Raw genomic sequence first — 25,963 nt, forward strand, 5'->3', positions numbered from 1 at the left:
TGGAACCACCTGATCCCATCCCGAACTCAGTAGTGAAACGATGCATCGCCGATGGTAGTGTGGGGTTTCCCCATGTGAGAGTAGGTCATCGTCAAGATTAAATTCCGAAACCCCATTTGCGAAAGCAGATGGGGTTTTGTTTTGGGCGGGCGGAAAGTGCCGGCAGGTTTTCTCATGGCCGCCTTCAGGGCTAAACGCCTGCCTTTCTATGCAATGGTCTTTCGCATGGCTATCATGCGTTCCTCATTGTGAGGCGATACTTGCATGCTGACGTTGTTAGAACTTCTGAAAGATGGCCGATTTCATTCCGGGGAAGCACTTGGCGCCGCCCTGGGCGTCAGTCGCAGTGCTGTCTGGAAGCAACTCCAGCACCTTGAGGCCGAATTGAATCTGCCTGTTCATAAGGTTCGTGGAAAGGGGTATCAATTAGCATCCCCATTGGTTTTCTTGAGTGCTGCGGAAATTGAGCAGCATGCCCCTGATTTAGCATGGCCTATCCATATCTACGATTCCATTGACTCAACAAATGCCGAAGCTTTGCGTCTTGCTGGGGTTGAGTGCGCGACGCCCTTTCTGGTGCTTGCGGAGCAGCAAACGGCGGGAAGAGGCAGGCGTGGTCGAAAGTGGGTCAGTCCATTTGCCCAGAATGTCTATTACAGCCTTGTATTGCGTATTGAGGATGGTCTTCGGCAGTTGGAAGGCTTAAGTCTTGTGGTTGGATTGGCGGTCATGCAAGCCCTGCGTGAGTCTGGAGTTCAGACTGCGACTTTAAAATGGCCAAACGACGTTCTCGTAGGGCAAAAGAAAATTGCCGGGATTTTGCTGGAGCTCGTAGGGGATCCTGCTGATATCTGTCACGTTGTCCTTGGAATAGGCATCAACGTCAATATGCAGAAGGCTGACGAGGTTGATCAGCAATGGACATCAGTGCAGTTAGAGACGGGTTTTCCTGTTGATCGAAACGCCCTGATTGCCCGGCTGGGTTTGCAGTTGCAAGGCTACTTGGGTCGACACCGGGTGCTAGGTTTTGCCGAGCTTCAGAATGAGTGGGAGAAAAATCACGCTTGGCAAGGGAGGGCTGTGTCGCTTATAGCCGGTGTCAACCAGGTCGATGGAGTGGTGCTGGGTGTTGATCGTCAAGGTGCTTTGCGTTTGAGTGTTGATGGTGTTGAGAAAATATACAGTGGTGGTGAGCTAAGCCTGAGGTTGCGTGATGATTCTTGAGCTCGACTGTGGGAATAGCTTTATCAAATGGCGTGTGCTTGATTCGAGCGGGGTGAACGCCTCGGCTGAAGGTGTTGCAGGTTCGGATGCTGCCTTGATTGATAGCCTGCTGGCGCTGCCTGAGTTGTTGCTGACGCGTTGCAGGTTGGTGAGCGTCCGTGCGCAGGAAGAGACGGAAAAACTGGTTGAAGCGCTTGTGGAGACATTTGGTGTTGTTGTTACCAGTGCTGCTTCAGCTCGTGAAGTGGCTGGGGTACGTAACGGCTACGAAGATTTTGAGCGCCTTGGTCTGGATCGCTGGTTGGCAATGCTCGGTGGATTTAAATTGGCCTCGGGTGCCTGCTTGGTGCTCGATTTTGGCACTGCGGCGACTGCAGATTTTATAGCTGAGGATGGCGAGCACCTGGGAGGCTTTATTTGTCCGGGAATGTCTCTCATGAGGAATCAGCTGCGTACACATACACGAAAGATAAGGTATGGCGATGCCGCTGCTGAAAGGGCTTTGGAGTGCCTCTCACCAGGTCGTACAACAGTCGAGGCAGTAGAGCGAGGCTGTGCGTTGATGCTTCGAGGATTTGTTCTGACCCAGGTAGAGCTCGCGCGCAGCTACTGGGGCGATGACTTCAGTATATTCCTGACTGGCGGAGATGCTGATTTGGTATTGGGCTCTGTGCCGCAGGCTCGACTCGTTCCTGATTTGGTTTTCGTTGGTCTGGCGATGGCGTGCCCGTTATCTTGAGGTGTTTATGCGTTGGCTGTTTTTGCTTTTACTGATCCTCAACGCCTTTTACTACATATGGCACCAGCAAGAGGCCCCGCTGCGCGCTAAAGACGTTACTCCTCTGAGTCTCTATCGAGGTGCTCAGCAGGATATTCGTCTGCTGAGTGAATCTTCGGATGCAGTGATCCGCAGGGAGCGGGCAAAGGTATCTGATTCGCAAAATACCTGTTTGTACATTGGTGGATTTACAGACCAGCGCCAAGCGCAATCTGTCGAGCAGCGTCTCACTAGCTTGGATATAAAGGTCAAGGTTCAACTGCTGAGTACGCCAGATGCTCAAGGTTACTGGCTCCGGGTGGCCCCGGAAAGCCGGCGCCTAGCTGAAGATCTGCCCTTTGAAAACCTTGTTAAGGAATTCAATGAGTTAAAACATAAAATAATGCTGTGCGAAGGCATTGCAACTGTCGAATAGTTTGCATAGAATGGCGCCCGCTTCGCAGTGAAGACCTTTAGGGGGATTTAATGAGATGCGGCGTCAATGCAGCTAACCTCATAATTTAAATGAGAAAATGCTTGACAGAAGGTCGGCGTAATGTAAAATGCCGGCTCGCTTAGGAGGGGTTCCCGAGCGGCCAAAGGGATCAGACTGTAAATCTGACGTCTACGACTTCGAAGGTTCGAATCCTTCCCCCTCCACCATTTTTAGCGTGAGCTGCAAGCTCCGCGGGTATAGTTTAGTGGTAGAACCTCAGCCTTCCAAGCTGATGATGCGGGTTCGATTCCCGCTACCCGCTCCAAGTTTGCAGGTTGTGCATGTGTTTTGCTCTTGTAGCTCAGTTGGTAGAGCACACCCTTGGTAAGGGTGAGGTCAGCGGTTCAAATCCGCTCAAGAGCTCCATATAACAAGGCAGATATGAAAATATCTGCCTTTGTTTTAACAGCTGCCTCGGCTTGAGTGTTTTGTATCTGGTGGTTTTGCCAGGTTGTCTCAAGTCTGTTGGGGTTGGTTGTTGTAAAGTCTTTTTCAGGCCTGCATAATGGTCGGCCTGATTTTGTTTTAGGTCAGTAGCTCAATTGGCAGAGCGACGGTCTCCAAAACCGTAGGTTGGGGGTTCGATTCCCTCCTGACCTGCCAGATTCACGTGGTGTGTCTGGCTTTCTTTTCACAGGATCTTCATAGATGACTCCTAAGGCTGAAGCTCAAAGCTCTCGTTTCGATCTCGTCAAGTGGCTAGTTGTTGTAGCGTTGGTGGTCGTAGGCGTAGTTGGCAATCAGTACTATTCTGCTTCGCCGATCCTGTACCGTGTGCTCGCTTTGCTTGTTATTGCTGCTGTGGCTGCCTTTGTGGGCTTGCAGACTGCTAAAGGCAAGTCTTTTGCGGTACTGGTAAAGGAAGCTCGCACCGAAATCCGTAAAGTCGTTTGGCCGACTCGCCAAGAAACCACGCAGACCACGTTGATTGTTGTGGCTGTTGTTCTGGTTATGGCGTTGCTGTTGTGGGGGCTTGATTCCCTGCTCGGTTGGCTTGTTTCCTTGATTGTTGGCTAAGGGTGTCCCGTGGCTAAGCGTTGGTACGTTGTTCATGCTTACTCGGGTTACGAGAAGCATGTTATGCGCTCTTTGCTAGAGCGCGTGAAGCTGGCAGGCATGGAAGATGGCTTCGGCGAAATTCTGGTTCCCACTGAAGAAGTGGTTGAAATGCGGAATGGTCAGAAGCGTAAAAGTGAGCGTAAGTTCTTCCCTGGCTATGTTTTGGTTCAGATGGACATGAATGAAGGTACTTGGCATTTGGTCAAGGATACGCCTCGTGTCATGGGTTTCATTGGCGGTACCGCTGATAAGCCTGCTCCGATCACTGATAAAGAGGCAGAAGCAATTCTGCGTCGCGTTGCTGATGGTAGTGACAAGCCTAAGCCGAAGACTTTGTTCGAGCCGGGTGAGGTTGTTCGTGTTACAGATGGTCCGTTTGCTGATTTTAACGGCACTGTCGAAGAGGTTAACTACGAGAAGAGCCGGATCCAAGTGGCAGTGCTCATTTTCGGTCGCTCTACTCCTGTAGAGTTGGAGTTCAGCCAGGTCGAGAAGGTCTAGCTGGCTAAGCATCCCAACCCCGCAGCCTTAGGCTGTGGGGTTTTGTCGTCACTGGGATAAACGCGCAAGTAACCGGGGAGCCTTTCGAGGCGTTTGAACCCGTAATTGGAGTGCCTCATGGCCAAGAAAATTACCGCTTACATCAAGCTGCAAGTGAAGGCCGCTCAGGCCAACCCAAGCCCACCTGTTGGTCCAGCTCTGGGTCAGCATGGCGTGAACATCATGGAATTCTGCAAGGCCTTCAACGCCCGTACTCAGGGTCTTGAACCAGGTCTGCCGACTCCAGTGATCATCACTGTATACAGCGACCGTAGCTTCACTTTCGAAACTAAGTCGACCCCGGCTTCGGTTCTGCTGAAGAAGGCTGCTGGTCTGACTAGCGGTTCCGCTCGTCCTAACACCGTTAAAGTCGGCACTGTAACTCGTGCTCAGCTGGAAGAAATCGCGAAAACCAAAAACGCGGATCTGACTGCAGCTGATATGGATGCAGCCGTGCGTACCATCGCCGGTTCTGCTCGTAGCATGGGCCTTAACGTGGAGGGTGTGTAATGGCTAAGCTGACCAAGCGCCAAAAGGCTATCGCCGGCAAAATCGAAGCAGGCAAGGCCTACAGCTTTGTAGACGCTGCAGCCCTGTTGACCGAGCTGTCGACTGTCAAATTCAGCGAGTCCGTTGACGTTGCTGTAAACCTGGGTGTGGACCCGCGTAAGTCCGACCAAGTCGTTCGTAGCGCTACTGTGCTGCCACACGGTACTGGCAAGACTGTACGTGTAGCCGTCTTCACCCAAGGCCCGGCAGCTGAAGCTGCTCTGGCCGCTGGCGCTGATCGCGTTGGCATGGACGACCTGGCTGCCGAAATGAAAGGCGGCGACCTGAACTACGACGTAGTTATTGCCTCCCCGGATGCAATGCGTGTTGTAGGTCAGTTGGGTCAGATCCTTGGTCCACGTGGCCTGATGCCTAACCCTAAAGTCGGCACTGTAACGCCAGACGTAGCTACCGCGGTTAAAAACGCCAAGGCTGGTCAGGTTCGTTATCGCACCGACAAAAACGGCATCATTCACACCTCCGTTGGCAAGGTCGGTTTCGACGCCGTCAAGCTGAAGGAAAACGTTGAAGCCCTGATCGCTGATCTTAAGCGTATCAAGCCAGCTTCTTCTAAAGGTATCTACGTCAAGCGCGTTACCCTGAGCACCACTATGGGCCCAGGTCTGGTCATCGACCAAGGCTCGCTGGACGTATAAGACACAGATTGACGCAAGCGATTGCGTCAATTGAAAAAATTGGGGTCCCTGCCTGGCGGGGGCTATCCAAGACCGTAGGCGACGCAAGTCTTAAACCAAAAGCCTACGCAGATGGTGCTCCCGGTTCCTTACCGAATCAGACACCAAAACGACATCCGGCCTAGGCCAGATGAAACGGTAACAAGCAGGAGTTAAACCCGTGGCAATTAATCTCGAAGACAAGAAGGCCATCGTCGCTGAAGTCAACGAGGCTGCCAAAGCTGCCCTGTCCGCTGTCGTGGCTGATGCCCGTGGTGTGACAGTAGGCGCTATGACCGGACTCCGTAAAGAGGCTCGTGAAGCTGGCGTATACGTACGTGTTGTACGTAACACCCTGCTCAAGCGCGCTGTTGCTGACACTGAATACAGTGTTCTCAATGACGTGTTCACCGGCCCGACTCTGATCGCTTTCTCCAAAGATCATCCAGGCGCTGCTGCCCGTTTGTTCAAGGAATTCGCCAAGAGTCAGGATAAGTTCGAGATCAAGGCAGCTGCGTTCGAGGGCAAGTTCCTCGCAGCTAACCAAATCGACGTACTGGCAACATTGCCGACCCGCGACGAAGCCATTTCGCAGCTGATGAGCGTGATTCAAGGCGCTACCAGCAAGCTGGCTCGTACTCTGGCTGCAGTTCGCGAGCAAAAAGAAGCTGCCGCAGCCTAAGGCTGAGCGACTTCTCTCGCGTATTTTTGTTTATTTCGATGGCCGCGTAGGCCGTCCCCCAATTCAGGAAATACAGCAATGTCTATCTCCCAAGACGATATCCTCAACGCCGTAGCTGAAATGTCGGTTCTGCAGGTTGTTGAGCTGATCAAAGCTTTCGAAGAAAAATTCGGCGTTTCCGCTGCCGCTGCTTCCGCTGGCCCAGCAGTTGCTGCTGTTGCTGCTGAAGAGCAAACCGAATTCAACGTCATGCTGCTGGAAGCTGGCGAGAAGAAAGTAAACGTGATCAAGGCAGTACGTGAACTGACCGGTCTGGGCCTGAAAGAAGCCAAGGCTGTAGTTGACGGCGCTCCTGCCCAGGTTCTGGAAGCAGTGTCGAAAGACGCAGCTGACAAAGCCAAAGCTACTCTGGAAGAAGCAGGCGCTAAAGTCGAGCTGAAGTAAGCATCGACTTTGCGTCTCCAGCCCAAGCGTTAAGCTGAAGGCTGATGGCTGGTGGCTCTTGCCACCGGCCTTTTTCCGTTATTGGCTGTCGACTCGGTCGCCGCCATTAACGCGCTGTAGCCATCCGAAGCGGTGGTGCAAACCATGGGGTTTGCAAGATTTTCTGGCTGCTCCCGTCGGAGGGGCCAAACAAGCAGGTGACCAAGCTGGGGAACGCTGATGGCTTACTCATATACTGAGAAAAAACGTATCCGCAAGGACTTTAGCAAGTTGCCGGACGTCATGGATGTCCCGTACCTTCTGGCTATCCAGCTGGATTCGTATCGTGAATTCTTGCAGGCGGGAGCGACCAAAGATCAGTTCCGCGACGTGGGCCTGCATGCGGCCTTCAAATCCGTTTTCCCGATCATCAGCTACTCCGGCAATGCTGCGCTGGAGTACGTCGGTTATCGCCTGGGCGAACCGGCATTTGATGTCAAAGAATGCGTGTTGCGCGGTGTTACGTACGCCGTACCTTTGCGGGTAAAAGTCCGTCTGATCATTTTCGACAAAGAGTCGTCGAATAAAGCGATCAAGGACATCAAAGAGCAAGAAGTCTACATGGGTGAAATCCCACTGATGACTGAAAACGGTACCTTCGTTATCAACGGTACCGAGCGTGTTATCGTTTCTCAGCTGCATCGTTCACCGGGTGTGTTCTTCGATCACGACCGCGGCAAGACGCACAGCTCCGGCAAACTCCTGTACTCCGCGCGGATCATTCCGTACCGCGGTTCTTGGTTGGACTTCGAGTTCGATCCTAAAGACTGCGTGTTCGTGCGTATCGACCGTCGCCGTAAGCTGCCAGCTTCTGTGCTGCTGCGCGCGCTCGGCTATACCACCGAGCAGGTGCTGGACGCTTTCTACACCACCAACGTATTCAGCCTGAAGGATGAAACCCTCAGCCTGGAGCTCATCGCATCGCGTCTGCGTGGTGAAATTGCTGTCCTGGATATCCAGGATGAGAATGGCAAGGTAATCGTTGAGGCTGGCCGTCGTATTACTGCGCGCCACATCAACCAGATCGAAAAGGCCGGTATCAAGTCGCTGGAAGTGCCTCTGGACTACGTCCTGGGCCGCACTACCGCCAAGGTCATCGTTCACCCGGCTACAGGCGAAATCCTGGCTGAGTGCAATACCGAGCTGAACACTGAGATCCTGGCCAAAATCGCCAAGGCTCAGGTTGTTCGAATCGAGACCCTGTACACCAACGATATCGACTGCGGTCCGTTCGTCTCTGACACGTTGAAGATTGACTCCACCAGCAACCAACTGGAAGCGCTGGTCGAGATCTATCGCATGATGCGTCCTGGCGAGCCACCAACCAAAGACGCTGCCGAGACCCTGTTCAACAACCTGTTCTTCAGCCCTGAGCGTTACGACCTGTCTGCGGTCGGTCGGATGAAATTCAACCGTCGTATCGGTCGTACCGAGATCGAAGGTTCGGGCGTGTTGTGCAAAGAAGACATCGTTGCGGTACTGAAGACTCTAGTCGACATCCGTAACGGTAAAGGCATCGTCGATGACATCGACCACCTGGGTAACCGTCGTGTTCGCTGCGTAGGCGAAATGGCCGAGAACCAGTTCCGCGTTGGTCTGGTGCGTGTTGAGCGTGCGGTCAAAGAGCGTCTGTCGATGGCTGAAAGCGAAGGCCTGATGCCGCAAGACCTGATCAACGCCAAGCCAGTGGCTGCGGCGGTGAAAGAGTTCTTCGGTTCCAGCCAGCTCTCGCAGTTCATGGACCAGAACAACCCTCTCTCCGAGATCACCCACAAGCGCCGTGTTTCCGCACTGGGCCCGGGCGGTCTGACCCGTGAACGTGCTGGCTTTGAAGTTCGTGACGTACACCCGACGCACTACGGTCGCGTTTGCCCGATCGAAACACCGGAAGGTCCGAACATTGGTCTGATCAACTCCTTGGCGGCCTACGCGCGCACTAACCAATACGGTTTCCTCGAGAGCCCGTACCGTGTGGTGAAAGACGCTCTGGTCACTGACGAGATCGTGTTCCTGTCCGCCATCGAAGAAGCTGACCACGTGATCGCTCAGGCTTCGGCCACGATGAACGACAAGAAAGTCCTGATTGACGAGCTGGTAGCTGTTCGTCACCTGAATGAGTTCACCGTCAAGGCGCCGGAAGACGTCACCTTGATGGACGTTTCGCCGAAGCAGGTAGTTTCGGTTGCAGCGTCGCTGATCCCGTTCCTGGAGCACGATGACGCCAACCGTGCGTTGATGGGTTCCAACATGCAGCGTCAAGCTGTACCGACCCTGCGCGCTGACAAGCCGCTGGTAGGTACCGGCATGGAGCGTAACGTAGCGCGTGACTCCGGCGTTTGCGTCGTGGCTCGTCGTGGCGGCGTGATCGACTCTGTTGATGCCAGCCGTATCGTGGTTCGTGTTGCTGATGATGAAGTTGAAACTGGCGAAGCCGGTGTCGACATCTACAACCTGACCAAATACACCCGCTCGAACCAGAACACCTGCATCAATCAGCGTCCGCTGGTGAGCAAGGGTGATCGCGTCCAGCGTAGCGACATCATGGCCGACGGCCCGTCCACCGACATGGGTGAACTGGCACTGGGTCAGAACATGCGCATCGCGTTCATGGCGTGGAACGGCTTCAACTTCGAAGACTCCATCTGCCTGTCCGAGCGTGTTGTTCAAGAAGACCGCTTCACCACGATCCACATTCAGGAACTGACCTGTGTGGCACGTGACACCAAGCTTGGGCCGGAGGAGATCACTGCGGACATCCCGAACGTGGGTGAAGCTGCACTGAACAAGCTGGACGAAGCCGGTATCGTTTATGTAGGTGCTGAAGTTGGCGCAGGCGACATCCTGGTGGGTAAGGTCACTCCGAAAGGCGAGACCCAACTGACTCCAGAAGAGAAGCTGTTGCGTGCCATCTTCGGTGAAAAAGCCAGCGACGTTAAAGACACCTCCCTGCGTGTACCTACTGGTACCAAGGGCACTGTCATCGACGTGCAGGTCTTCACCCGTGATGGCGTTGAGCGTGATGCTCGTGCGCTGTCCATCGAGAAGACTCAGCTCGACGAGATCCGCAAGGACCTGAACGAAGAGTTCCGTATCGTTGAAGGCGCGACCTTCGAACGTCTGCGTTCCGCTTTGGTAGGCCACAAGGCTGAAGGCGGCGCAGGTCTTAAGAAAGGTCAGGACATCACCGACGAAATCCTCGACGGTCTTGAGCACGGCCAGTGGTTCAAACTGCGCATGGCTGAAGATGCTCTGAACGAGCAGCTCGAGAAGGCCCAGGCGTACATCGTTGATCGCCGCCGTCTGCTGGACGACAAGTTCGAAGATAAGAAGCGCAAACTGCAGCAGGGCGATGACCTGGCTCCAGGCGTGCTGAAAATCGTCAAGGTTTACCTGGCAATCCGTCGTCGCATCCAGCCGGGCGACAAGATGGCCGGTCGTCACGGTAACAAAGGTGTGGTCTCCGTGATCATGCCCGTTGAAGACATGCCGCACGATGCCAATGGCACTCCGGTCGACGTGGTCCTCAACCCGCTGGGCGTACCATCGCGTATGAACGTTGGTCAGATCCTTGAAACCCACCTGGGCCTCGCGGCCAAAGGTCTGGGCGAGAAGATCAACCGTATGATCGAAGAGCAGCGCAAGGTCGCAGACCTGCGTAAGTTCCTGCACGAGATCTACAACGAGATCGGCGGTCGCAACGAAGAGTTGGACACCTTCTCCGACCAGGAAATCCTGGATCTGGCGAAGAACCTGCGCGGTGGCGTTCCGATGGCTACCCCGGTGTTCGACGGTGCCAAGGAAAGCGAAATCAAGGCCATGCTGAAACTGGCAGACCTGCCAGAAAGCGGCCAGATGCAGCTGTTCGACGGCCGTACCGGCAACAAGTTTGAGCGCCCGGTTACTGTTGGCTACATGTACATGCTGAAGCTGAACCACTTGGTAGACGATAAGATGCACGCTCGTTCTACCGGTTCGTACAGCCTGGTTACCCAGCAGCCGCTGGGTGGTAAGGCTCAGTTCGGTGGTCAGCGTTTCGGGGAGATGGAGGTCTGGGCACTGGAAGCATACGGTGCTGCTTACACTCTGCAAGAAATGCTCACAGTGAAGTCGGACGATGTGAACGGTCGGACCAAGATGTACAAAAACATCGTGGACGGCGATCACCGTATGGAGCCGGGCATGCCCGAGTCTTTCAACGTGTTGATCAAAGAAATTCGTTCCCTCGGCATCGATATCGATCTGGAAACCGAATAACACGTGACGCGAATCGAGAGCGGGGCTGTTTAGCCCGCTCTCTGCTCCGCCAGGAGGAAAGGCCTTGAAAGACCTACTGAATTTGCTGAAAAACCAGGGTCAAGTCGAAGAGTTCGACGCCATCCGTATTGGGTTGGCATCGCCTGAGATGATCCGTTCGTGGTCGTTCGGTGAAGTTAAAAAACCGGAAACCATCAACTACCGTACGTTCAAACCTGAACGTGACGGCCTGTTCTGCGCCAAGATCTTTGGCCCGGTAAAGGATTACGAGTGCCTGTGCGGTAAGTACAAGCGCTTGAAACACCGTGGTGTGATCTGCGAGAAGTGTGGCGTTGAAGTTGCACTGGCCAAGGTTCGTCGTGAGCGCATGGCGCACATCGAACTGGCTTCGCCGGTTGCTCACATCTGGTTCCTGAAATCGCTGCCGTCCCGTATCGGTTTGCTGATGGACATGACCCTGCGTGATATCGAGCGCGTTCTCTACTTCGAGAGCTATGTCGTTATCGACCCAGGCATGACCACCCTTGAAAAGGGTCAGTTGCTGAACGACGAGCAGTACTTCGAAGCGCTGGAAGAGTTCGGCGACGATTTCGATGCGCGCATGGGTGCCGAAGCGGTCCGCGAACTGTTGCACGCTATCGACCTGGAACACGAGATTGGCCGTCTGCGTGAAGAAATTCCGCAAACCAACTCCGAAACCAAGATCAAGAAGCTGTCCAAGCGTCTGAAGTTGATGGAAGCCTTCCAGGGTTCCGGCAACTTGCCAGAGTGGATGGTGCTGACCGTTCTGCCGGTTCTGCCGCCAGACCTGCGTCCGCTGGTACCGTTGGACGGCGGTCGTTTTGCGACCTCCGACCTCAACGACCTATACCGTCGCGTGATCAACCGTAACAACCGCTTGAAGCGCCTGCTTGATCTGTCCGCTCCGGACATCATCGTGCGCAACGAAAAGCGTATGTTGCAAGAAGCGGTTGATGCCCTGCTCGACAACGGTCGTCGTGGTCGCGCTATCACGGGTTCCAACAAGCGTCCTCTGAAATCCCTGGCCGACATGATCAAGGGTAAGCAAGGTCGTTTCCGTCAAAACTTGCTCGGTAAGCGTGTTGACTACTCCGGTCGTTCGGTAATTACCGTAGGCCCGACCCTGCGTCTGCACCAGTGCGGTCTGCCTAAGAAGATGGCTCTCGAGCTGTTCAAGCCGTTCATCTTCGGCAAGCTGGAAATGCGCGGTCTCGCGACCACCATCAAAGCGGCCAAGAAAATGGTCGAGCGCGAACTGCCAGAGGTTTGGGACGTTCTTGCTGAAGTGATTCGCGAACACCCGGTCCTCCTCAACCGTGCACCGACCCTTCACCGTCTGGGTATCCAGGCGTTTGAACCGGTACTGATCGAAGGTAAGGCTATTCAGCTGCACCCTCTGGTCTGTGCTGCGTACAACGCCGACTTCGACGGCGACCAAATGGCCGTGCACGTACCGCTGACGCTGGAAGCCCAGCTGGAAGCGCGTGCGTTGATGATGTCGACCAACAACATTCTGTCGCCAGCCAACGGTGAGCCAATCATCGTTCCGTCGCAGGACGTTGTATTGGGTCTGTACTACATGACGCGTGAAGCGATCAACGCCAAAGGCGAAGGTCGTGTATTTGCGGACTTGCAGGAAGTTGACCGTGTGTTCCGTGCCGGCGAAGCCGCATTGCACGCCAAGGTCAAGGTGCGGATCCACGAAACCGTCAACGATCGTGATGGCGGAAGCGTGAGCAACGTTCGTATCGTCGACACTACTGTCGGCCGTGCACTGTTGTATCAAGTTGTGCCAAAAGGTCTGTCGTACGATGTCGTCAACCTGCCGATGAAGAAAAAGGCGATCTCCAAGTTGATCAACCAGTGCTACCGCGTGGTTGGTTTGAAAGAGACTGTTATCTTCGCTGACCAGTTGATGTACACCGGTTTTGCTTATTCGACCATTTCCGGCGTTTCCATCGGTGTTAACGACTTTGTTATCCCGGATGAAAAAGCCCGCATCATCAGTGCTGCTACTGACGAAGTGAAAGAGATCGAAAGCCAGTACGCCTCGGGCCTGGTAACACAGGGCGAGAAGTACAACAAAGTGATCGACCTTTGGTCCAAGGCGAACGATGAAGTTTCCAAGGCGATGATGGCCAACCTCTCGAAAGAGAAAGTCATCGACCGTCATGGCGTCGAAGTCGACCAGGAGTCCTTCAACTCGATGTACATGATGGCCGACTCGGGCGCACGGGGTTCTGCTGCGCAGATCCGTCAGCTCGCCGGTATGCGTGGCCTGATGGCCAAGCCGGACGGTTCCATCATCGAAACGCCGATTACTGCGAACTTCCGTGAAGGTTTGAGCGTACTTCAGTACTTCATCTCCACTCACGGCGCTCGTAAAGGTCTGGCGGATACCGCGTTGAAAACCGCTAACTCCGGTTACCTGACACGTCGTCTGGTAGACGTTGCACAAGATCTGGTTGTAACCGAGATCGATTGCGGCACCGAGCACGGCCTGCTCATGACTCCGCACATTGAAGGCGGTGACGTTGTAGAGCCGCTGGGTGAGCGCGTATTGGGTCGTGTTATTGCGCGTGACGTGTTCAAGCCAGGTACTGAGGAAATCATCGTTCCTGCCGGCACTCTGGTTGATGAGAAGTGGGTCGAGTTCATCGAACTCAACAGCATCGACGAAGTGATTGTTCGCTCGCCGATTAGCTGCGAAACCCGCTACGGTATTTGCGCCAAGTGCTATGGCCGTGACTTGGCTCGTGGTCACCAGGTGAATATCGGTGAAGCGGTCGGCGTTATCGCTGCCCAATCCATCGGTGAGCCGGGTACCCAGCTGACCATGCGTACGTTCCACATCGGTGGTGCGGCAAGCCGGACCTCCGCAGCTGACAGCGTTCAGGTGAAGAATGGCGGTACTGTCCGTCTGCACAACCTGAAGCACGTTGAGCGAGTGGATGGTTGTCTGGTTGCGGTATCCCGTTCCGGTGAGCTGGCAATCGCTGACGACTACGGTCGTGAGCGTGAGCGTTACAAGCTGCCGTATGGTGCTGTGATTTCGGTTAAAGAAGGTGACAAGGTCGACGCTGGCGCAATCGTGGCCAAGTGGGATCCGCACACTCACCCAATCGTTACCGAAATGAAAGGTACCGTGACCTACGTGGGCATGGAAGAAGGCATCACGATCAAGCGTCAGACTGACGAATTGACCGGTATGACCAACATTGAAGTACTCGACGCGAAAGATCGTCCAGCTGCCGGTAAAGACATCCGTCCTGCCGTTAAGATGGTCGATGACAACGGCAAGGATTTGTTGCTGCCAGGCACTGACGTAATCGCTCAGTACTTCCTGCCAGCTAACGCCCTGGTCGGTGTAGCGGATGGTGCGAAGATTGCGATCGGTGATGTTATCGCTCGTATCCCGCAAGAAACTTCGAAGACCCGTGACATCACCGGTGGTCTGCCGCGTGTTGCCGACTTGTTCGAAGCTCGTCGTCCGAAAGAAGCATCGATTCTGGCTGAAGTCAGCGGCACCATCGCGTTCGGTAAAGAGACCAAAGGCAAGCGCCGTCTGGTTATTACCCCGAACGACGGTAGCGATCCGTACGAAGAGCTGATTCCGAAGTGGCGTCACCTGAACGTCTTCGAAGGCGAACAGGTAAACCGCGGCGAAGTTATCTCCGACGGCCCGAGCGATCCACACGACATCCTGCGTCTGCTGGGTGTGAGTGCGCTGGCCAAGTACATCGTTAACGAGATCCAGGATGTTTATCGTCTGCAAGGCGTGAAGATCAACGATAAGCACATTGAGACCATCCTGCGTCAGATGCTGCGTAAAGTTGAAATCGCTGAATCCGGCGATTCCAGTTTCATCAAGGGCGACCAGATGGAACTGACTCACGTACTGGTAGAGAACGAGCGTCTGGCTGGCGACGAGAAATTCGTATCCAAGTTCACTCGTGTTCTGCTGGGTATCACCAAGGCGTCGTTGTCCACTGAGTCGTTCATCTCGGCGGCCTCCTTCCAGGAGACCACTCGCGTACTGACCGAAGCAGCGGTAACCGGCAAGCGCGATTACCTGCGCGGCCTGAAAGAAAACGTGGTCGTGGGTCGTCTGATCCCGGCTGGTACCGGTTTGGCTTACCACAGCGAGCGTAAGCGCCGCCGTGATGCTGACAAGCCGCTGCGCGTAAGCGCCAGTGAAGTGGAAGCTGCACTGACCGAAGCGCTGAACTCAAGCGGTAACTGAGTTCTGCAATAAATAAGTCTGGGCCCTGGCAGTCCCATTCGTCGGATCGAGGCAATTTTGCCCCGGTTCGACGAGAGGGGAGGTCGGGGCCTTGCCTTGACTGGGGGCAAGATCCTCTTTAGACTCTTGTACCCCTAAATTTGGCGGGAACTCGTTCCTGCCATTTTTGCTTTTCTTGCAAGACAATAGCGTCGCAAGACAACAGTGGAGCTAGTAGATGGCAACTATCAACCAGCTGGTACGTCAGCCGCGTAAGCGTATCGTCGAGAAATCCGACGTGCCTGCGCTGCAGAACTGCCCGCAACGTCGTGGCGTATGCACTCGCGTGTATACCACTACGCCGAAAAAACCTAACTCGGCACTGCGTAAAGTGTGTCGTGTGCGTCTGACCAACGGTTTCGAGGTTTCCTCGTACATCGGCGGTGAAGGCCACAACCTGCAAGAGCACAGCGTGGTGCTGATTCGTGGCGGTCGTGTAAAAGACTTGCCAGGTGTTCGTTATCACACCGTACGCGGCTCCTTGGATACTTCCGGCGTTAAAGGTCGTAACCAGGGTCGTTCGAAGTACGGTACCAAGAAGCCTAAGTAGTAGCGGCTTTTTGTAAAACTGAACCATCTTATTTTCTGAGTCGATAAGAGTAAGGTCGGAGGCGTCCCGAAAGGGCACTGATTCCGAGCGAACCTGAAGACCGTTTGAGGGCTTATCCATGCCAAGAAGACGCGTAGCAGCCAAGCGCGAAGTGCTTGACGATCCAAAATACGGAAGCCAAATTCTGGCCAAGTTCATGAACCACGTGATGGAAAGCGGCAAGAAAGCCGTTGCCGAGCGTATCGTTTATGGCGCGCTGGAAAAGGTTAAAGAACGCAAGAACAGCGACCCCCTGGAAATCTTCGAGAAAGCTCTCGACGCCATCGCTCCGCTGGTCGAAGTGAAGTCGCGCCGTGTAGGCGGCGCTACTTATCAGGTTCCGGTTGAAGTTCGTCCGTCCCGTCGTAACGCCCTGGCAATGCGCTGGTTGGTAGACTTCGCCCGTAAGCGTGGCGAGAAGTCTATGGCTCTGCGTTTGGCTGGCGAACTGTTGGACGCTGCTGAAGGTAAAGGTGCTGCTGTTAAGAAGCGTGAAGACGTGCACCGTATGGCTGAAGCTAACAAAGCTTTCTCGCACTACCGCTTCTAATCTTAGCTTCACTAATTTTGCGAGGGCTTTATGGCTCGTACTACTCCGATTAGCCGCTACCGTAACATCGGTATCGTTGCTCACGTGGATGCTGGTAAAACCACCACCACCGAGCGCGTACTGTTTTACACCGGCAAAAGTCACAAAATGGGCGAGGTGCATGATGGCGCCGCGACCACAGACTGGATGGTTCAGGAGCAGGAGCGTGGTATTACCATTACTTCTGCTGCTATTACCGCCTTCTGGAAAGGTTCTGAGAAGCAGTACAAAGACGAGCATCGCTTCAACGTAATCGATACCCCGGGCCACGTAGACTTCACCATTGAAGTTGAGCGTTCCCTGCGCGTACTCGATGGCGCTGTCGTTGTGTTCTGTGGTACTTCGGGTGTTGAGCCTCAGTCGGAAACCGTATGGCGTCAAGCCAACAAATACGGCGTTCCACGTCTTGTTTACGTAAACAAGATGGACCGTGCTGGTGCCAACTTCCTGCGCGTGATCGGTCAGATCAAGCAGCGTCTGGGTCACACTCCGGTGCCAATCCAACTGGCTATCGGTTCCGAGGACAACTTCCAGGGTCAGATCGATCTGATCAACATGGAAGCGGTCTACTGGAATGATTCCGACAAAGGTATGGTTCCTGTTCGTAAGCCTATCCCTGCTGAACTGCAGGAGCTGGCTGACGAGTGGCGCAACAACATGGTTGAGGCAGCTGCCGAAGCCAGCGAAGAGCTGATGAACAAGTACCTCGAAGGTGAAGAACTCACCAACGTGGAAATCAAGGCCGCTCTGCGTCAGCGTACTATCGCTGGTGAGATCGTCTTGGCTGTTTGCGGTTCCTCGTTCAAGAACAAGGGTGTTCCCCTGGTTCTCGATGCTGTGATCGACTACCTGCCTGCTCCAACCGACATTCCTGCTATCAAGGGTACCAACCCTGATAACGAGGAAGAGGAAATGGAGCGTCATGCAGACGACAGCGAGCCGTTCTCGGCCCTGGCGTTCAAGATCGCTACCGACCCATTCGTGGGTACCTTGACTTTCGTCCGCGTTTACTCGGGCGTGTTGGCATCCGGCGACGGTGTGATCAACTCGGTTAAAGGTAAGAAAGAGCGCGTGGGTCGTATGGTGCAAATGCACGCAAACGCCCGTGAAGAGATCAAGGAAGTGCGCGCTGGTGACATCGCGGCCCTGATCGGCATGAAGGATGTCACCACTGGTGAGACTTTGTGCGACGCTGCTAAGCCAATCATCCTGGTTCGCATGGACTTCCCGGAGCCGGTTATTTCGGTTGCCGTAGAGCCTAAGACCAAGGATGACCAGGAAAAAATGGGTATCGCTTTGGGCAAGCTTGCTCAGGAGGATCCATCTTTCCGCGTTAAGACTGATGAAGAGACTGGTCAAACGATCATCTCTGGCATGGGCGAGCTGCACCTGGACATCCTGGTTGACCGGATGCGCCGTGAGTTTAACGTCGAAGCCAACATCGGTAAGCCTCAGGTTTCCTATCGTGAGCGCATCACGAAAAACTGTGAAATCGAAGGCAAGTTCGTTCGTCAGTCCGGCGGTCGTGGTCAGTTCGGTCACTGCTGGATCCGTTTTGCTCCTGCTGACGAAGGTCAGGAAGGTCTGCAATTCGTGAACGAAGTAGTGGGTGGTGTTGTTCCTAAGGAATACATCCCTGCTATCCAGAAGGGTATCGAAGAGCAGATGAAGAACGGTGTTGTTGCCGGCTATCCGCTGATCGGCCTGAAAGCAACCGTTTTTGACGGTTCTTACCACGACGTCGACTCCAACGAGATGGCGTTTAAGGTGGCTGCTTCCATGGCAACCAAGCAACTGGCCCAAAAGGGCGGTGGTGAGTTGCTTGAGCCAATCATGGCGGTAGAAGTTGTTACACCTGAAGACTATATGGGTGATGTCATGGGCGACCTTAACCGTCGTCGCGGCATGATCTTGGGTATGGAAGACACGGTTTCCGGCAAAGTGATTCGCGCCGAGGTTCCGTTGGGTGAGATGTTCGGTTATGCGACCGACGTTCGCTCCATGTCCCAGGGTCGCGCAAGCTACTCTATGGAATTCAAAAAATACAACACAGCTCCGGCGCACATCGCTGAAACTGTATCCAAAAAACAAGGCTGATTCAGTCCTTTAGGCAAGGAGTTAATTGTCGTGGCTAAAGAAAAATTTGATCGTTCCCTACCGCACGTCAACGTTGGCACCATCGGTCACGTTGACCATGGTAAAACCACTCTGACTGCTGCTCTGACTCGCGTTTGCTCCGAAGTGTTCGGTTCCGCAATCGTTGATTTCGATAAAATCGACAGCGCGCCAGAAGAAAAAGCTCGTGGTATCACCATCAACACTGCGCACGTTGAATACAACTCGCTGATCCGTCACTACGCTCACGTTGACTGCCCAGGTCACGCCGACTATGTGAAGAACATGATCACCGGTGCTGCCCAGATGGACGGCGCGATCCTGGTTTGTTCGGCCGCTGATGGTCCGATGCCACAAACCCGTGAGCACATCCTGCTGTCCCGCCAGGTTGGCGTTCCGTACATCGTGGTTTACCTGAACAAGGCTGACCTGGTAGACGACGCTGAGCTGCTGGAACTGGTTGAGATGGAAGTGCGCGATCTGCTGAGCACTTACGACTTCCCAGGTGACGACACTCCGATCATCATCGGTTCTGCTCGTATGGCTCTGGAAGGCAAAGACGACAACGAAATGGGCACCACGTCCGTTCGTAAACTGGTTGAGACTCTGGACAGCTACATCCCAGATCCAGTTCGTGTTATCGACAAGCCGTTCCTGATGCCAATCGAAGACGTATTCTCGATCTCCGGTCGTGGTACTGTTGTGACTGGTCGTATCGAGCGCGGTATCGTTAAGGTTCAAGATCCACTGGAAATCGTTGGTCTGCGTGACACTACCGTCACCACCTGCACCGGTGTTGAAATGTTCCGTAAGCTGCTCGACGAAGGTCGTGCTGGCGAGAACTGCGGCGTTCTGCTGCGTGGTACCAAGCGTGACGACGTTGAGCGTGGCCAGGTTCTGGTTAAGCCGGGTTCGGTTAAGCCGCACACCAAGTTCGAAGCTGAAGTGTACGTGCTGAGCAAAGAAGAAGGCGGTCGTCACACTCCGTTCTTCAAAGGCTACCGTCCACAGTTCTACTTCCGTACTACCGACGTTACTGGTAACTGCGAACTGCCGGAAGGCGTAGAAATGGTAATGCCAGGCGACAACATCAAAATGGTTGTCACCCTGATCAAAACCATCGCTATGGAAGACGGTCTGCGCTTCGCAATCCGTGAAGGCGGCCGTACCGTTGGTGCTGGCGTTGTAGCTAAAATCATCGAGTAATTATCTCTTCTGAGATAGCTCTGATGTTTTGAGGAGGCCCCCGCTTAGCGGGGGCCTTTTTTATTGGGTTGACACCCATCTGGGCCGTCTATAGAATTGCGCCTCCTTTTAACGGGCGTATTGCGCTCGGTGGGAATAGCAGCCGGAGTCTGAAATCCAATGCAAAATCAGCAAATCCGTATCAGGTTGAAGGCTTTTGACCATCGCCTGATCGACCAATCCACCCAGGAAATCGTGGAAACCGCGAAACGTACTGGTGCTCAAGTGCGTGGTCCAATTCCACTGCCTACCCGTAAAGAGCGGTTCACCGTTCTGGTCTCCCCGCACGTCAACAAAGACGCGCGTGACCAGTACGAGATCCGTACTCATAAGCGCGTACTGGACATCGTCCAGCCAACGGATAAAACCGTTGATGCACTTATGAAGCTTGATCTGGCGGCCGGTGTGGAAGTTCAGATCAGCCTCGGCTAAGACTCGGGTCTTAGTCGTGTAACGCTCTGAAATGGGCGGCCATAGCGGGTGAAAGCCCCGTACACTCATGAGGTTTACAACATGACTATTGGTGTAGTCGGTCGTAAATGCGGTATGACCCGTATTTTCACCGAAGAAGGTGTCTCCATTCCGGTTACGGTCATTGAGATCGAACCGAATCGCGTCACCCAGTTCAAAACTGAAGAGACCGATGGCTATCGTGCAGTGCAAGTCACTGTCGGCGAGCGTCGTGCTTCGCGCGTGACTGCTGCTCAAGCAGGTCACTTCGCTAAAGCAAACGTTGCAGCTGGTCGCACTGTTATGGAGTTCCGTCTTGAAGATGGCGACTACCAGGCTGGCGATCTGATCAACGCTGAAATCTTCGCCGCTGGTCAACTGGTTGATGTAACCGGTCAGTCCAAAGGTAAAGGCTTCCAGGGTACGATCAAGCGTTGGAATTTCCGTGGTCAAGATAACACTCACGGTAACTCCGTCTCCCACCGCGTCCCGGGCTCTATTGGCCAGTGCCAGACTCCTGGTCGTGTATTCAAGGGCAAAAAAATGTCCGGTCATATGGGCGCTGAGCGCGTGACCGTGCAGTCCCTCGAAGTAGTGCGCGTCGACGCTGAACGCAATCTGTTGTTGGTCAAGGGTGCTGTTCCTGGCGCTACTGGCGGCAACCTGGTTGTACGTCCAGCGGCCAAGGCTCGCGGTTAAGGGGAAGCTGACATGCAATTAAATGTAAATGACGCTCAAGCGATCGAAGTTTCCGAACTGACATTTGGCGGCGAATTCAACGAGACGCTCGTTCACCAAGCAGTCGTGGCCTACATGGCCGGCGGCCGTCAAGGTAGCAAGCAGCAAAAGACCCGTTCCGACGTTCGTGGTGGCGGTAAGCGCCCATGGCGTCAGAAAGGCACTGGCCGTGCTCGTGCCGGTACTATCCGTAGCCCAATCTGGCGTGGCGGCGGTACCACTTTCGCAGCTCGTCCACAGGATCACACTCAGAAGCTCAACAAGAAGATGTACCGCGCAGCTCTGCGCTCCATCCTTGCTGAACTCGTGCGTACTGATCGTCTGGTCGTGGTTCAGGACTTCGCTGTTGAAAGTCCAAAAACCAAAGATCTGCTGGGCAAACTGAACAACATGAGCCTGACCGATGTTTTGATCGTGTCTGAAGCTGTTGATCAGAACCTGTACCTGGCTGCTCGCAACCTGCCACACGTTGATGTACGTGACGTGCAAGGTTCCGATCCAGTTAGTCTGATCGCATACGACAAGGTGTTGATCACCGTGTCGGCCGTGAAGAAATTCGAGGAGCTGCTGGGATGAACCAGGAACGCGTATTTAAAGTTCTGCTTGGCCCGCACGTTTCCGAAAAGGCTACGGTTCTGGCTGACAAGAAAGGCCAGTTCGTTTTCAAGGTTGCAACTGACGCAACCAAGCTGGAAATCAAGAAGGCCGTCGAAAGCCTGTTCAGCGTGAAAGTAGAGCGTGTTACTACCCTGAATGTTCTGGGTAAGAGCAAGCGCACTGCTCGCGGTCTGGGCAAGCGTAATGACTGGAAGAAGGCAGTTATCTCCCTTCAGCCAGGCCAAGATCTCGATTTCAGCAGCAGTGCTGAGTAAGGAAGGGGTGCATCATGGCAATCGTTAAATGCAAACCGACTTCCCCTGGCCGCCGTTTTGTGGTCAAGGTGGTCAACCAGGAGCTGCATAAAGGCGCTCCTCACGCACCGCTGCTCGAGAAAAAATCGAAGACTGGTGGTCGTAACAACAATGGTCGTATTACCACTCGTCACATCGGTGGTGGCCATAAGCAGCATTATCGTTTGGTCGACTTCCGTCGCAACGACAAAGATGGCATCACTGCCACTGTTGAGCGTATCGAATACGATCCAAACCGTACTGCTCACATCGCTCTGCTGCTGTACGCAGATGGCGAGCGTCGCTACATCATCGCACCTAAAGGTGTGAGTGCTGGCGACCAGCTGATCGCAGGTGCCTTGGCGCCGATCAAGCCGGGCAACGCTCTGCAGCTGCGTAACATTCCAGTTGGTAGCACCGTACACGGCATCGAATTGAAGCCAGGTAAAGGCGCGCAAATCGCTCGTTCCGCTGGTGCTTCGGCTCAGCTGATCGCTCGTGAAGGTGTCTACGTGACCCTGCGTCTGCGTTCTGGTGAGATGCGTAAAGTTCTGGCTGAATGCCGCGCGACCCTAGGTGAAGTCTCGAACTCCGAGCACAGCCTGCGTTCGCTGGGTAAAGCTGGTGCCAAGCGCTGGCGTGGCGTTCGCCCAACCGTTCGTGGTGTTGCCATGAACCCGGTTGACCACCCACACGGTGGTGGTGAAGGTCGTACCTCTGGTGGTCGTCATCCGGTATCGCCATGGGGCTTCCCGACTAAGGGCGCGAAGACTCGTGGTAATAAGCGTACCGACAAAATGATCGTCCGTCGTCGCAAGTAAATAGAGGGATACGACAGTGCCACGTTCTCTGAAAAAAGGTCCTTTTATTGATCTTCACCTACTGAAGAAGATCGAAGTGGCGGCGGAAAAGAACGATCGCAAACCGGTGAAAACCTGGTCGCGTCGTTCGATGATCCTGCCACAAATGGTCGGTCTGACCATCGCTGTACACAACGGTCGCTTGCACGTCCCAGTTCTCGTGAACGAAGACATGGTCGGCCACAAACTAGGCGAGTTTGCCGGTACCCGCACTTATCGTGGGCACGTGGCAGACAAGAAAGCCAAGCGTTAAGGGGTTAGGAAATGGAAGTAGCCGCTAAGTTGTCGGGCGCTCGAATCTCCGCCCAGAAAGCCCGCTTGGTCGCCGACCAGATCCGCGGGAAGAAGGTGGGCGAAGCGCTCAACCTGTTGGCTTTCAGCAGTAAGAAAGCCGCCGAGATCATGAAGAAAGTGCTGGAGTCGGCCGTAGCCAACGCCGAGCATAACGAAGGCGCAGACGTTGATGACCTGAAGGTCAGCACCGTTTTCGTCAACGAAGGGCGTTCGCTGAAGCGCATCATGCCACGTGCCAAAGGCCGTGCTGATCGCATCGTCAAGCGGTCTTGCCATATCACTGTCAAGGTTGCTGACAAGTAACGGAGTCGAAGAGATGGGTCAGAAAGTACATCCCATTGGCATTCGCCTGGGAATCGTCAAGGAGCACACCTCCGTCTGGTACGCAGACGGTCGGACTTATGCGGACTATTTGTTCGCTGATCTGAAGGTGCGTGAGTATCTCCAAGACAAACTAAAAAGCGCGTCCGTAAGCCGTATCGATATCCATCGCCCGGCACAAACTGCACGTATCACCATCCACACCGCTCGTCCAGGTATCGTTATCGGGAAGAAAGGTGAAGATGTTGAGAAACTGCGTCAGGACCTGACCAAGCAAATGGGTGTGCCTGTGCACATCAATATCGAAGAGATCCGTAAGCCGGAGCTCGACGGTATGCTGGTTGCGCAGAGCGTAGCTCAGCAGCTGGAGCGTCGCGTAATGTTCCGTCGCGCTATGAAGCGCGCCGTACAGAACGCCATGCGCATTGGTGCCAAAGGCATCAAAATCCAAGTGAGCGGTCGTCTCGGCGGTGCTGAAATCGCACGTACTGAATGGTATCGCGAAGGTCGTGTGCCACTGCACACCCTGCGTGCCGACATCGACTATGCCAACTACGAAGCTCACACCACTTATGGTGTGATCGGTGTAAAGGTTTGGATCTTCAAAGGCGAAGTAATTGGTGGTCGCCAAGAAGAACTGAAACCACAAGCACCAGCGCCTCGTAAAAAAGCTGCTAAGTAAGGGGTACGCCAAATGTTGCAACCAAAGCGTACGAAGTTCCGCAAGCAGATGACAGGCCACAACCGTGGTCTGGCTCAGCGCGGTAGCAAAGTCAGCTTCGGCGAGTTCGCGCTGAAGTCTGTAGCTCGTGGTCGTCTCACCGCTCGTCAGATCGAGTCAGCGCGTCGTGCACTGACCCGTCACGTTAAACGTGGCGGCAAGATCTGGATCCGTGTATTCCCGGACAAGCCGATCTCCAAAAAACCCCTCGAAGTTCGGATGGGTAAAGGTAAGGGTAACGTGGAATACTGGGTAGCCCAGATTCAGCCAGGCAAAGTCCTGTATGAAATCGAGGGTGTAACTGAAGAGCTGGCGCGTGAGGCTTTTGCCCTGGCTGCTGCAAAGCTGCCGCTCGCCACCGCCTTTGTTAAACGGACGGTGATGTGATGAAAGCGAATGAACTTCGTGAAAAATCCGCACAGCAGCTGAACGAGCAACTGCTCGGCCTGCTGCGCGACCAGTTCAATCTGCGTATGCAGAAAGCAACTGGCCAGTTGGGGCAGTCTCATCTGCTCTCGCAAGTTAAGCGTGACATTGCTCGCGTGAAGACTGTGCTCAACCAGCAGGCAGGTAAGTGATCATGGCTGAAGCCGAAAAGACTGTCCGTACGCTGACTGGCCGTGTTGTCAGCGACAAGATGGACAAAACCATCACCGTTTTGATCGAGCGTCGCGTTAAGCACCCGATCTACGGTAAATATGTTAAGCGTTCGACTAAGCTGCACGCGCACGACGAAACCAATCAGTGCCACATCGGCGACAAGGTCACTATTCGTGAAACTCGTCCGCTGGCCAAGACCAAGTCTTGGGCGCTGGTTGATGTTCTCGAACGCGCTGTGGAAGTCTAAGGACTAGGGGTCGGAGAAATTATATGATTCAGACTCAATCCATGCTCGATGTGGCCGATAACAGCGGCGCTCGCCGTGTTATGTGCATCAAGGTGCTGGGTGGCTCCCATCGTCGTTACGCTGGTATCGGTGACATCATCAAAGTTACCGTGAAGGAAGCAATTCCTCGCGGTAAGGTGAAAAAAGGCCAAGTGATGACTGCTGTTGTAGTTCGCACTCGTCACGGTGTACGCCGTGCAGACGGCTCTATTATCCGCTTTGATGGCAACGCTGCTGTTCTTCTGAACAACAAGCAAGAGCCGATCGGCACCCGTATCTTTGGGCCAGTGACGCGTGAACTTCGTACTGAGAAGTTCATGAAGATCGTCTCGCTCGCCCCAGAAGTGCTGTAAGGAGATCCGACATGCAAAAGATTCGTCGTGACGACGAGATCATCGTGATCGCCGGCAAAGACAAAGGTAAGCGCGGTAAGGTTCTTAAGGTTCTCGCTAATAACCGTCTGGTTATTGGTGGTCTGAACCTGGTTAAGCGCCATACCAAGCCTAACCCTATGTCGGGCGTGCAGGGCGGTATCGTCGAAAAAGAAGCTCCTCTGGACGCTTCTAACGTCGCCATTTTCAACGGCGAAACCAACAAGGCTGACCGCGTTGGTTTTAAAGTAGAAGATGGCAAGAAAATTCGTGTCTTCAAGTCGACCCAAAAAGCGGTTGATGCTTGAACACTGCTAGGTAGAAGACCATGGCACGACTAAAAGAGATTTACTGGAAAGAAATCGCACCGAAGCTTAAGGAAGAACTTAAGCTCTCGAACGTGATGGAAGTTCCACGCGTTACCAAAATCACCCTGAACATGGGTTTGGGCGAAGCGGTCGGTGACAAAAAAGTCATCGAACACGCTGTTGCTGACCTGGAAAAGATCACCGGTCAAAAAGTCGTTGTGACTTACGCTCGGAAATCCATCGCTGGCTTTAAAGTCCGTGAAGGTTGGCCGATCGGCGTCAAAGTGACTCTGCGCCGTGAGCGTATGTACGAATTCCTGGATCGTCTGCTGTCGATCTCCCTGCCTCGGGTTCGCGACTTCCGCGGCCTGAATGCCAAGTCCTTCGATGGTCGTGGTAACTACAGCATGGGCGTGAAAGAGCAGATCATCTTCCCGGAAATCGACTACGACAAGATCGATGCTCTCCGCGGTCTGGACATCACCCTGACCACCACTGCCAAGAACGATGATGAAGGTCGCGCTCTGTTGCGTGCTTTCAAATTCCCGTTCCGCAACTGATTGGA

29 protein-coding genes, 4 tRNA genes and 1 rRNA gene are annotated in these 25,963 nt (G+C 54.2%); all 34 read left to right on the forward strand.

Going from position 1 to position 25,963, the window contains the following annotated elements:
* Positions 1-97, forward strand: a 5S ribosomal RNA gene (rrf, locus tag CKW32_RS23860); the annotation flags it as partial.
* A gap of 167 nt (positions 98-264) precedes the next feature.
* Positions 265-1,224 (forward strand): bifunctional biotin--[acetyl-CoA-carboxylase] ligase/biotin operon repressor BirA, encoded by a 960-nt coding sequence (gene birA, locus CKW32_RS23865; protein ID WP_095186172.1) that lies wholly within the window; start codon positions 265-267, stop codon positions 1,222-1,224.
* The gene (locus CKW32_RS23870) at positions 1,214-1,963 is read left to right on the forward strand and encodes a pantothenate kinase (protein WP_095186173.1); all 750 of its coding nucleotides are present in this window, start codon (positions 1,214-1,216) and stop codon (positions 1,961-1,963) included. Before birA ends, CKW32_RS23870 begins: the two co-directional genes overlap by 11 nt.
* A 7-nt stretch (positions 1,964-1,970) precedes the next feature.
* Positions 1,971-2,417: a hypothetical protein gene (locus CKW32_RS23875; RefSeq protein WP_095186174.1), complete on the forward strand. Its 447-nt coding sequence runs from the start codon at positions 1,971-1,973 to the stop codon at positions 2,415-2,417.
* Positions 2,418-2,559: 142 nt separating this feature from the next.
* Positions 2,560-2,644 (forward strand) — tRNA-Tyr (locus tag CKW32_RS23880).
* 24 nt (positions 2,645-2,668) lie between these two features.
* Positions 2,669-2,742 (forward strand) — tRNA-Gly (locus CKW32_RS23885).
* A gap of 25 nt (positions 2,743-2,767) precedes the next feature.
* Positions 2,768-2,843, forward strand: a tRNA-Thr gene (locus CKW32_RS23890).
* A 161-nt stretch (positions 2,844-3,004) separates the two neighbouring features.
* Positions 3,005-3,080: transfer RNA gene (locus tag CKW32_RS23895), tRNA-Trp, on the forward strand.
* Between the two features lie 45 nt (positions 3,081-3,125).
* Positions 3,126-3,494, forward strand: coding sequence for a preprotein translocase subunit SecE (gene secE / locus CKW32_RS23900; RefSeq protein WP_032884531.1), 369 nt, complete (start codon positions 3,126-3,128; stop codon positions 3,492-3,494).
* A gap of 9 nt (positions 3,495-3,503) precedes the next feature.
* Positions 3,504-4,037: a transcription termination/antitermination protein NusG gene (gene nusG, locus CKW32_RS23905; RefSeq protein ID WP_003176436.1), complete on the forward strand. Its 534-nt coding sequence runs from the start codon at positions 3,504-3,506 to the stop codon at positions 4,035-4,037.
* A gap of 117 nt (positions 4,038-4,154) precedes the next feature.
* A complete protein-coding gene (gene rplK / locus CKW32_RS23910; RefSeq protein WP_003176435.1) occupies positions 4,155-4,586 on the forward strand; it encodes a 50S ribosomal protein L11 in 432 nt (143 codons plus the stop codon).
* Entirely contained in the window at positions 4,586-5,281 is a 696-nt protein-coding gene (gene rplA / locus CKW32_RS23915; RefSeq protein ID WP_032884532.1) for a 50S ribosomal protein L1, read from the forward strand. Before rplK ends, rplA begins: the two co-directional genes overlap by 1 nt.
* A gap of 199 nt (positions 5,282-5,480) precedes the next feature.
* A complete protein-coding gene (gene rplJ / locus CKW32_RS23920) occupies positions 5,481-5,981 on the forward strand; it encodes a 50S ribosomal protein L10 (protein ID WP_003232405.1) in 501 nt (166 codons plus the stop codon).
* Positions 5,982-6,059: 78 nt separating this feature from the next.
* A complete protein-coding gene (gene rplL / locus CKW32_RS23925) occupies positions 6,060-6,425 on the forward strand; it encodes a 50S ribosomal protein L7/L12 (RefSeq protein WP_003176432.1) in 366 nt (121 codons plus the stop codon).
* A gap of 219 nt (positions 6,426-6,644) precedes the next feature.
* On the forward strand, positions 6,645-10,718 hold the full coding sequence (gene rpoB / locus CKW32_RS23930) for a DNA-directed RNA polymerase subunit beta (RefSeq protein WP_032884533.1): 4,074 nt from the start codon (positions 6,645-6,647) through the stop codon (positions 10,716-10,718).
* Positions 10,719-10,782: 64 nt separating this feature from the next.
* Entirely contained in the window at positions 10,783-14,982 is a 4,200-nt protein-coding gene (rpoC, locus tag CKW32_RS23935; protein WP_032884534.1) for a DNA-directed RNA polymerase subunit beta', read from the forward strand.
* A gap of 217 nt (positions 14,983-15,199) precedes the next feature.
* A complete protein-coding gene (rpsL, locus tag CKW32_RS23940) occupies positions 15,200-15,571 on the forward strand; it encodes a 30S ribosomal protein S12 (protein ID WP_002555494.1) in 372 nt (123 codons plus the stop codon).
* A gap of 118 nt (positions 15,572-15,689) precedes the next feature.
* Positions 15,690-16,160 carry a 30S ribosomal protein S7 gene (gene rpsG / locus CKW32_RS23945; RefSeq protein WP_002555493.1) on the forward strand — a complete coding sequence of 157 codons (471 nt, stop codon included), beginning with the start codon at positions 15,690-15,692 and terminating at the stop codon, positions 16,158-16,160.
* Positions 16,161-16,190: 30 nt separating this feature from the next.
* On the forward strand, positions 16,191-18,296 hold the full coding sequence (gene fusA / locus CKW32_RS23950) for an elongation factor G (RefSeq protein WP_010206921.1): 2,106 nt from the start codon (positions 16,191-16,193) through the stop codon (positions 18,294-18,296).
* 30 nt (positions 18,297-18,326) lie between these two features.
* Entirely contained in the window at positions 18,327-19,520 is a 1,194-nt protein-coding gene (gene tuf / locus CKW32_RS23955; protein WP_003176426.1) for an elongation factor Tu, read from the forward strand.
* A gap of 159 nt (positions 19,521-19,679) precedes the next feature.
* The gene (gene rpsJ / locus CKW32_RS23960; protein WP_003186070.1) at positions 19,680-19,991 is read left to right on the forward strand and encodes a 30S ribosomal protein S10; all 312 of its coding nucleotides are present in this window, start codon (positions 19,680-19,682) and stop codon (positions 19,989-19,991) included.
* A gap of 81 nt (positions 19,992-20,072) precedes the next feature.
* Positions 20,073-20,708, forward strand: a complete 636-nt coding sequence (rplC, locus tag CKW32_RS23965) for a 50S ribosomal protein L3 (protein ID WP_003194649.1) — start codon at positions 20,073-20,075, stop codon at positions 20,706-20,708.
* Between the two features lie 12 nt (positions 20,709-20,720).
* Positions 20,721-21,323, forward strand: a complete 603-nt coding sequence (gene rplD, locus CKW32_RS23970; protein ID WP_017135963.1) for a 50S ribosomal protein L4 — start codon at positions 20,721-20,723, stop codon at positions 21,321-21,323.
* The gene (gene rplW, locus CKW32_RS23975; protein WP_002555488.1) at positions 21,320-21,619 is read left to right on the forward strand and encodes a 50S ribosomal protein L23; all 300 of its coding nucleotides are present in this window, start codon (positions 21,320-21,322) and stop codon (positions 21,617-21,619) included. Before rplD ends, rplW begins: the two co-directional genes overlap by 4 nt.
* A 14-nt stretch (positions 21,620-21,633) precedes the next feature.
* Positions 21,634-22,458, forward strand: coding sequence for a 50S ribosomal protein L2 (gene rplB, locus CKW32_RS23980; RefSeq protein WP_032884535.1), 825 nt, complete (start codon positions 21,634-21,636; stop codon positions 22,456-22,458).
* Between the two features lie 16 nt (positions 22,459-22,474).
* Positions 22,475-22,750, forward strand: a complete 276-nt coding sequence (gene rpsS / locus CKW32_RS23985; RefSeq protein ID WP_003232420.1) for a 30S ribosomal protein S19 — start codon at positions 22,475-22,477, stop codon at positions 22,748-22,750.
* A gap of 11 nt (positions 22,751-22,761) precedes the next feature.
* A complete protein-coding gene (gene rplV / locus CKW32_RS23990) occupies positions 22,762-23,094 on the forward strand; it encodes a 50S ribosomal protein L22 (RefSeq protein ID WP_003103908.1) in 333 nt (110 codons plus the stop codon).
* 13 nt (positions 23,095-23,107) lie between these two features.
* Entirely contained in the window at positions 23,108-23,794 is a 687-nt protein-coding gene (gene rpsC / locus CKW32_RS23995) for a 30S ribosomal protein S3 (protein ID WP_003176422.1), read from the forward strand.
* A gap of 12 nt (positions 23,795-23,806) precedes the next feature.
* The gene (gene rplP / locus CKW32_RS24000; protein WP_003232424.1) at positions 23,807-24,220 is read left to right on the forward strand and encodes a 50S ribosomal protein L16; all 414 of its coding nucleotides are present in this window, start codon (positions 23,807-23,809) and stop codon (positions 24,218-24,220) included.
* Complete coding sequence (rpmC, locus tag CKW32_RS24005) at positions 24,220-24,411, forward strand: 50S ribosomal protein L29 (protein WP_002555481.1); 192 nt, start codon at positions 24,220-24,222, stop codon at positions 24,409-24,411. The genes rplP and rpmC overlap by 1 nt, the downstream gene beginning before the upstream one ends.
* Positions 24,412-24,413: 2 nt before the next feature.
* Positions 24,414-24,680: a 30S ribosomal protein S17 gene (gene rpsQ / locus CKW32_RS24010; protein ID WP_003176419.1), complete on the forward strand. Its 267-nt coding sequence runs from the start codon at positions 24,414-24,416 to the stop codon at positions 24,678-24,680.
* A gap of 23 nt (positions 24,681-24,703) precedes the next feature.
* Positions 24,704-25,072, forward strand: coding sequence for a 50S ribosomal protein L14 (rplN, locus tag CKW32_RS24015; RefSeq protein WP_002555479.1), 369 nt, complete (start codon positions 24,704-24,706; stop codon positions 25,070-25,072).
* Positions 25,073-25,083: 11 nt separating this feature from the next.
* Complete coding sequence (gene rplX / locus CKW32_RS24020) at positions 25,084-25,398, forward strand: 50S ribosomal protein L24 (RefSeq protein ID WP_003176416.1); 315 nt, start codon at positions 25,084-25,086, stop codon at positions 25,396-25,398.
* A gap of 20 nt (positions 25,399-25,418) precedes the next feature.
* Positions 25,419-25,958 (forward strand): 50S ribosomal protein L5, encoded by a 540-nt coding sequence (rplE, locus tag CKW32_RS24025; protein WP_003176415.1) that lies wholly within the window; start codon positions 25,419-25,421, stop codon positions 25,956-25,958.
* Positions 25,959-25,963: the final 5 nt, after the last annotated feature.

Origin of the sequence: Pseudomonas sp. Irchel 3H9 (assembly GCF_900187495.1) — a bacterium.
In the GTDB taxonomy this organism is placed as follows: Bacteria; Pseudomonadota; Gammaproteobacteria; order Pseudomonadales; family Pseudomonadaceae; genus Aquipseudomonas; species Aquipseudomonas sivasensis.

Bases quoted from the DNA above. Each gene is read 5' to 3' on its own strand.
- rplV (WP_003103908.1), top strand. From the start codon at position 22,762: ATGGAAGTAGCCGCTAAGTTGTCGGGCGCTCGAATCTCCGCCCAGAAA.
- rpoB (WP_032884533.1), top strand. From the start codon at position 6,645: ATGGCTTACTCATATACTGAGAAAAAACGTATCCGCAAGGACTTTAGC.
- rpsC (WP_003176422.1), top strand. From the start codon at position 23,108: ATGGGTCAGAAAGTACATCCCATTGGCATTCGCCTGGGAATCGTCAAG.
- CKW32_RS23875 (WP_095186174.1), top strand. From the start codon at position 1,971: ATGCGTTGGCTGTTTTTGCTTTTACTGATCCTCAACGCCTTTTACTAC.
- fusA (WP_010206921.1), top strand. From the start codon at position 16,191: ATGGCTCGTACTACTCCGATTAGCCGCTACCGTAACATCGGTATCGTT.
- rplW (WP_002555488.1), top strand. From the start codon at position 21,320: ATGAACCAGGAACGCGTATTTAAAGTTCTGCTTGGCCCGCACGTTTCC.
- rpsJ (WP_003186070.1), top strand. From the start codon at position 19,680: ATGCAAAATCAGCAAATCCGTATCAGGTTGAAGGCTTTTGACCATCGC.
- rplB (WP_032884535.1), top strand. From the start codon at position 21,634: ATGGCAATCGTTAAATGCAAACCGACTTCCCCTGGCCGCCGTTTTGTG.
- CKW32_RS23870 (WP_095186173.1), top strand. From the start codon at position 1,214: ATGATTCTTGAGCTCGACTGTGGGAATAGCTTTATCAAATGGCGTGTG.
- secE (WP_032884531.1), top strand. From the start codon at position 3,126: ATGACTCCTAAGGCTGAAGCTCAAAGCTCTCGTTTCGATCTCGTCAAG.
- rplE (WP_003176415.1), top strand. From the start codon at position 25,419: ATGGCACGACTAAAAGAGATTTACTGGAAAGAAATCGCACCGAAGCTT.
- birA (WP_095186172.1), top strand. From the start codon at position 265: ATGCTGACGTTGTTAGAACTTCTGAAAGATGGCCGATTTCATTCCGGG.
- rpsL (WP_002555494.1), top strand. From the start codon at position 15,200: ATGGCAACTATCAACCAGCTGGTACGTCAGCCGCGTAAGCGTATCGTC.
- rplA (WP_032884532.1), top strand. From the start codon at position 4,586: ATGGCTAAGCTGACCAAGCGCCAAAAGGCTATCGCCGGCAAAATCGAA.
- rplN (WP_002555479.1), top strand. From the start codon at position 24,704: ATGATTCAGACTCAATCCATGCTCGATGTGGCCGATAACAGCGGCGCT.
- rpmC (WP_002555481.1), top strand. From the start codon at position 24,220: ATGAAAGCGAATGAACTTCGTGAAAAATCCGCACAGCAGCTGAACGAG.
- rplK (WP_003176435.1), top strand. From the start codon at position 4,155: ATGGCCAAGAAAATTACCGCTTACATCAAGCTGCAAGTGAAGGCCGCT.
- rplC (WP_003194649.1), top strand. From the start codon at position 20,073: ATGACTATTGGTGTAGTCGGTCGTAAATGCGGTATGACCCGTATTTTC.
- rplX (WP_003176416.1), top strand. From the start codon at position 25,084: ATGCAAAAGATTCGTCGTGACGACGAGATCATCGTGATCGCCGGCAAA.
- rplP (WP_003232424.1), top strand. From the start codon at position 23,807: ATGTTGCAACCAAAGCGTACGAAGTTCCGCAAGCAGATGACAGGCCAC.
- rplL (WP_003176432.1), top strand. From the start codon at position 6,060: ATGTCTATCTCCCAAGACGATATCCTCAACGCCGTAGCTGAAATGTCG.
- rplD (WP_017135963.1), top strand. From the start codon at position 20,721: ATGCAATTAAATGTAAATGACGCTCAAGCGATCGAAGTTTCCGAACTG.
- rpsQ (WP_003176419.1), top strand. From the start codon at position 24,414: ATGGCTGAAGCCGAAAAGACTGTCCGTACGCTGACTGGCCGTGTTGTC.
- rpsG (WP_002555493.1), top strand. From the start codon at position 15,690: ATGCCAAGAAGACGCGTAGCAGCCAAGCGCGAAGTGCTTGACGATCCA.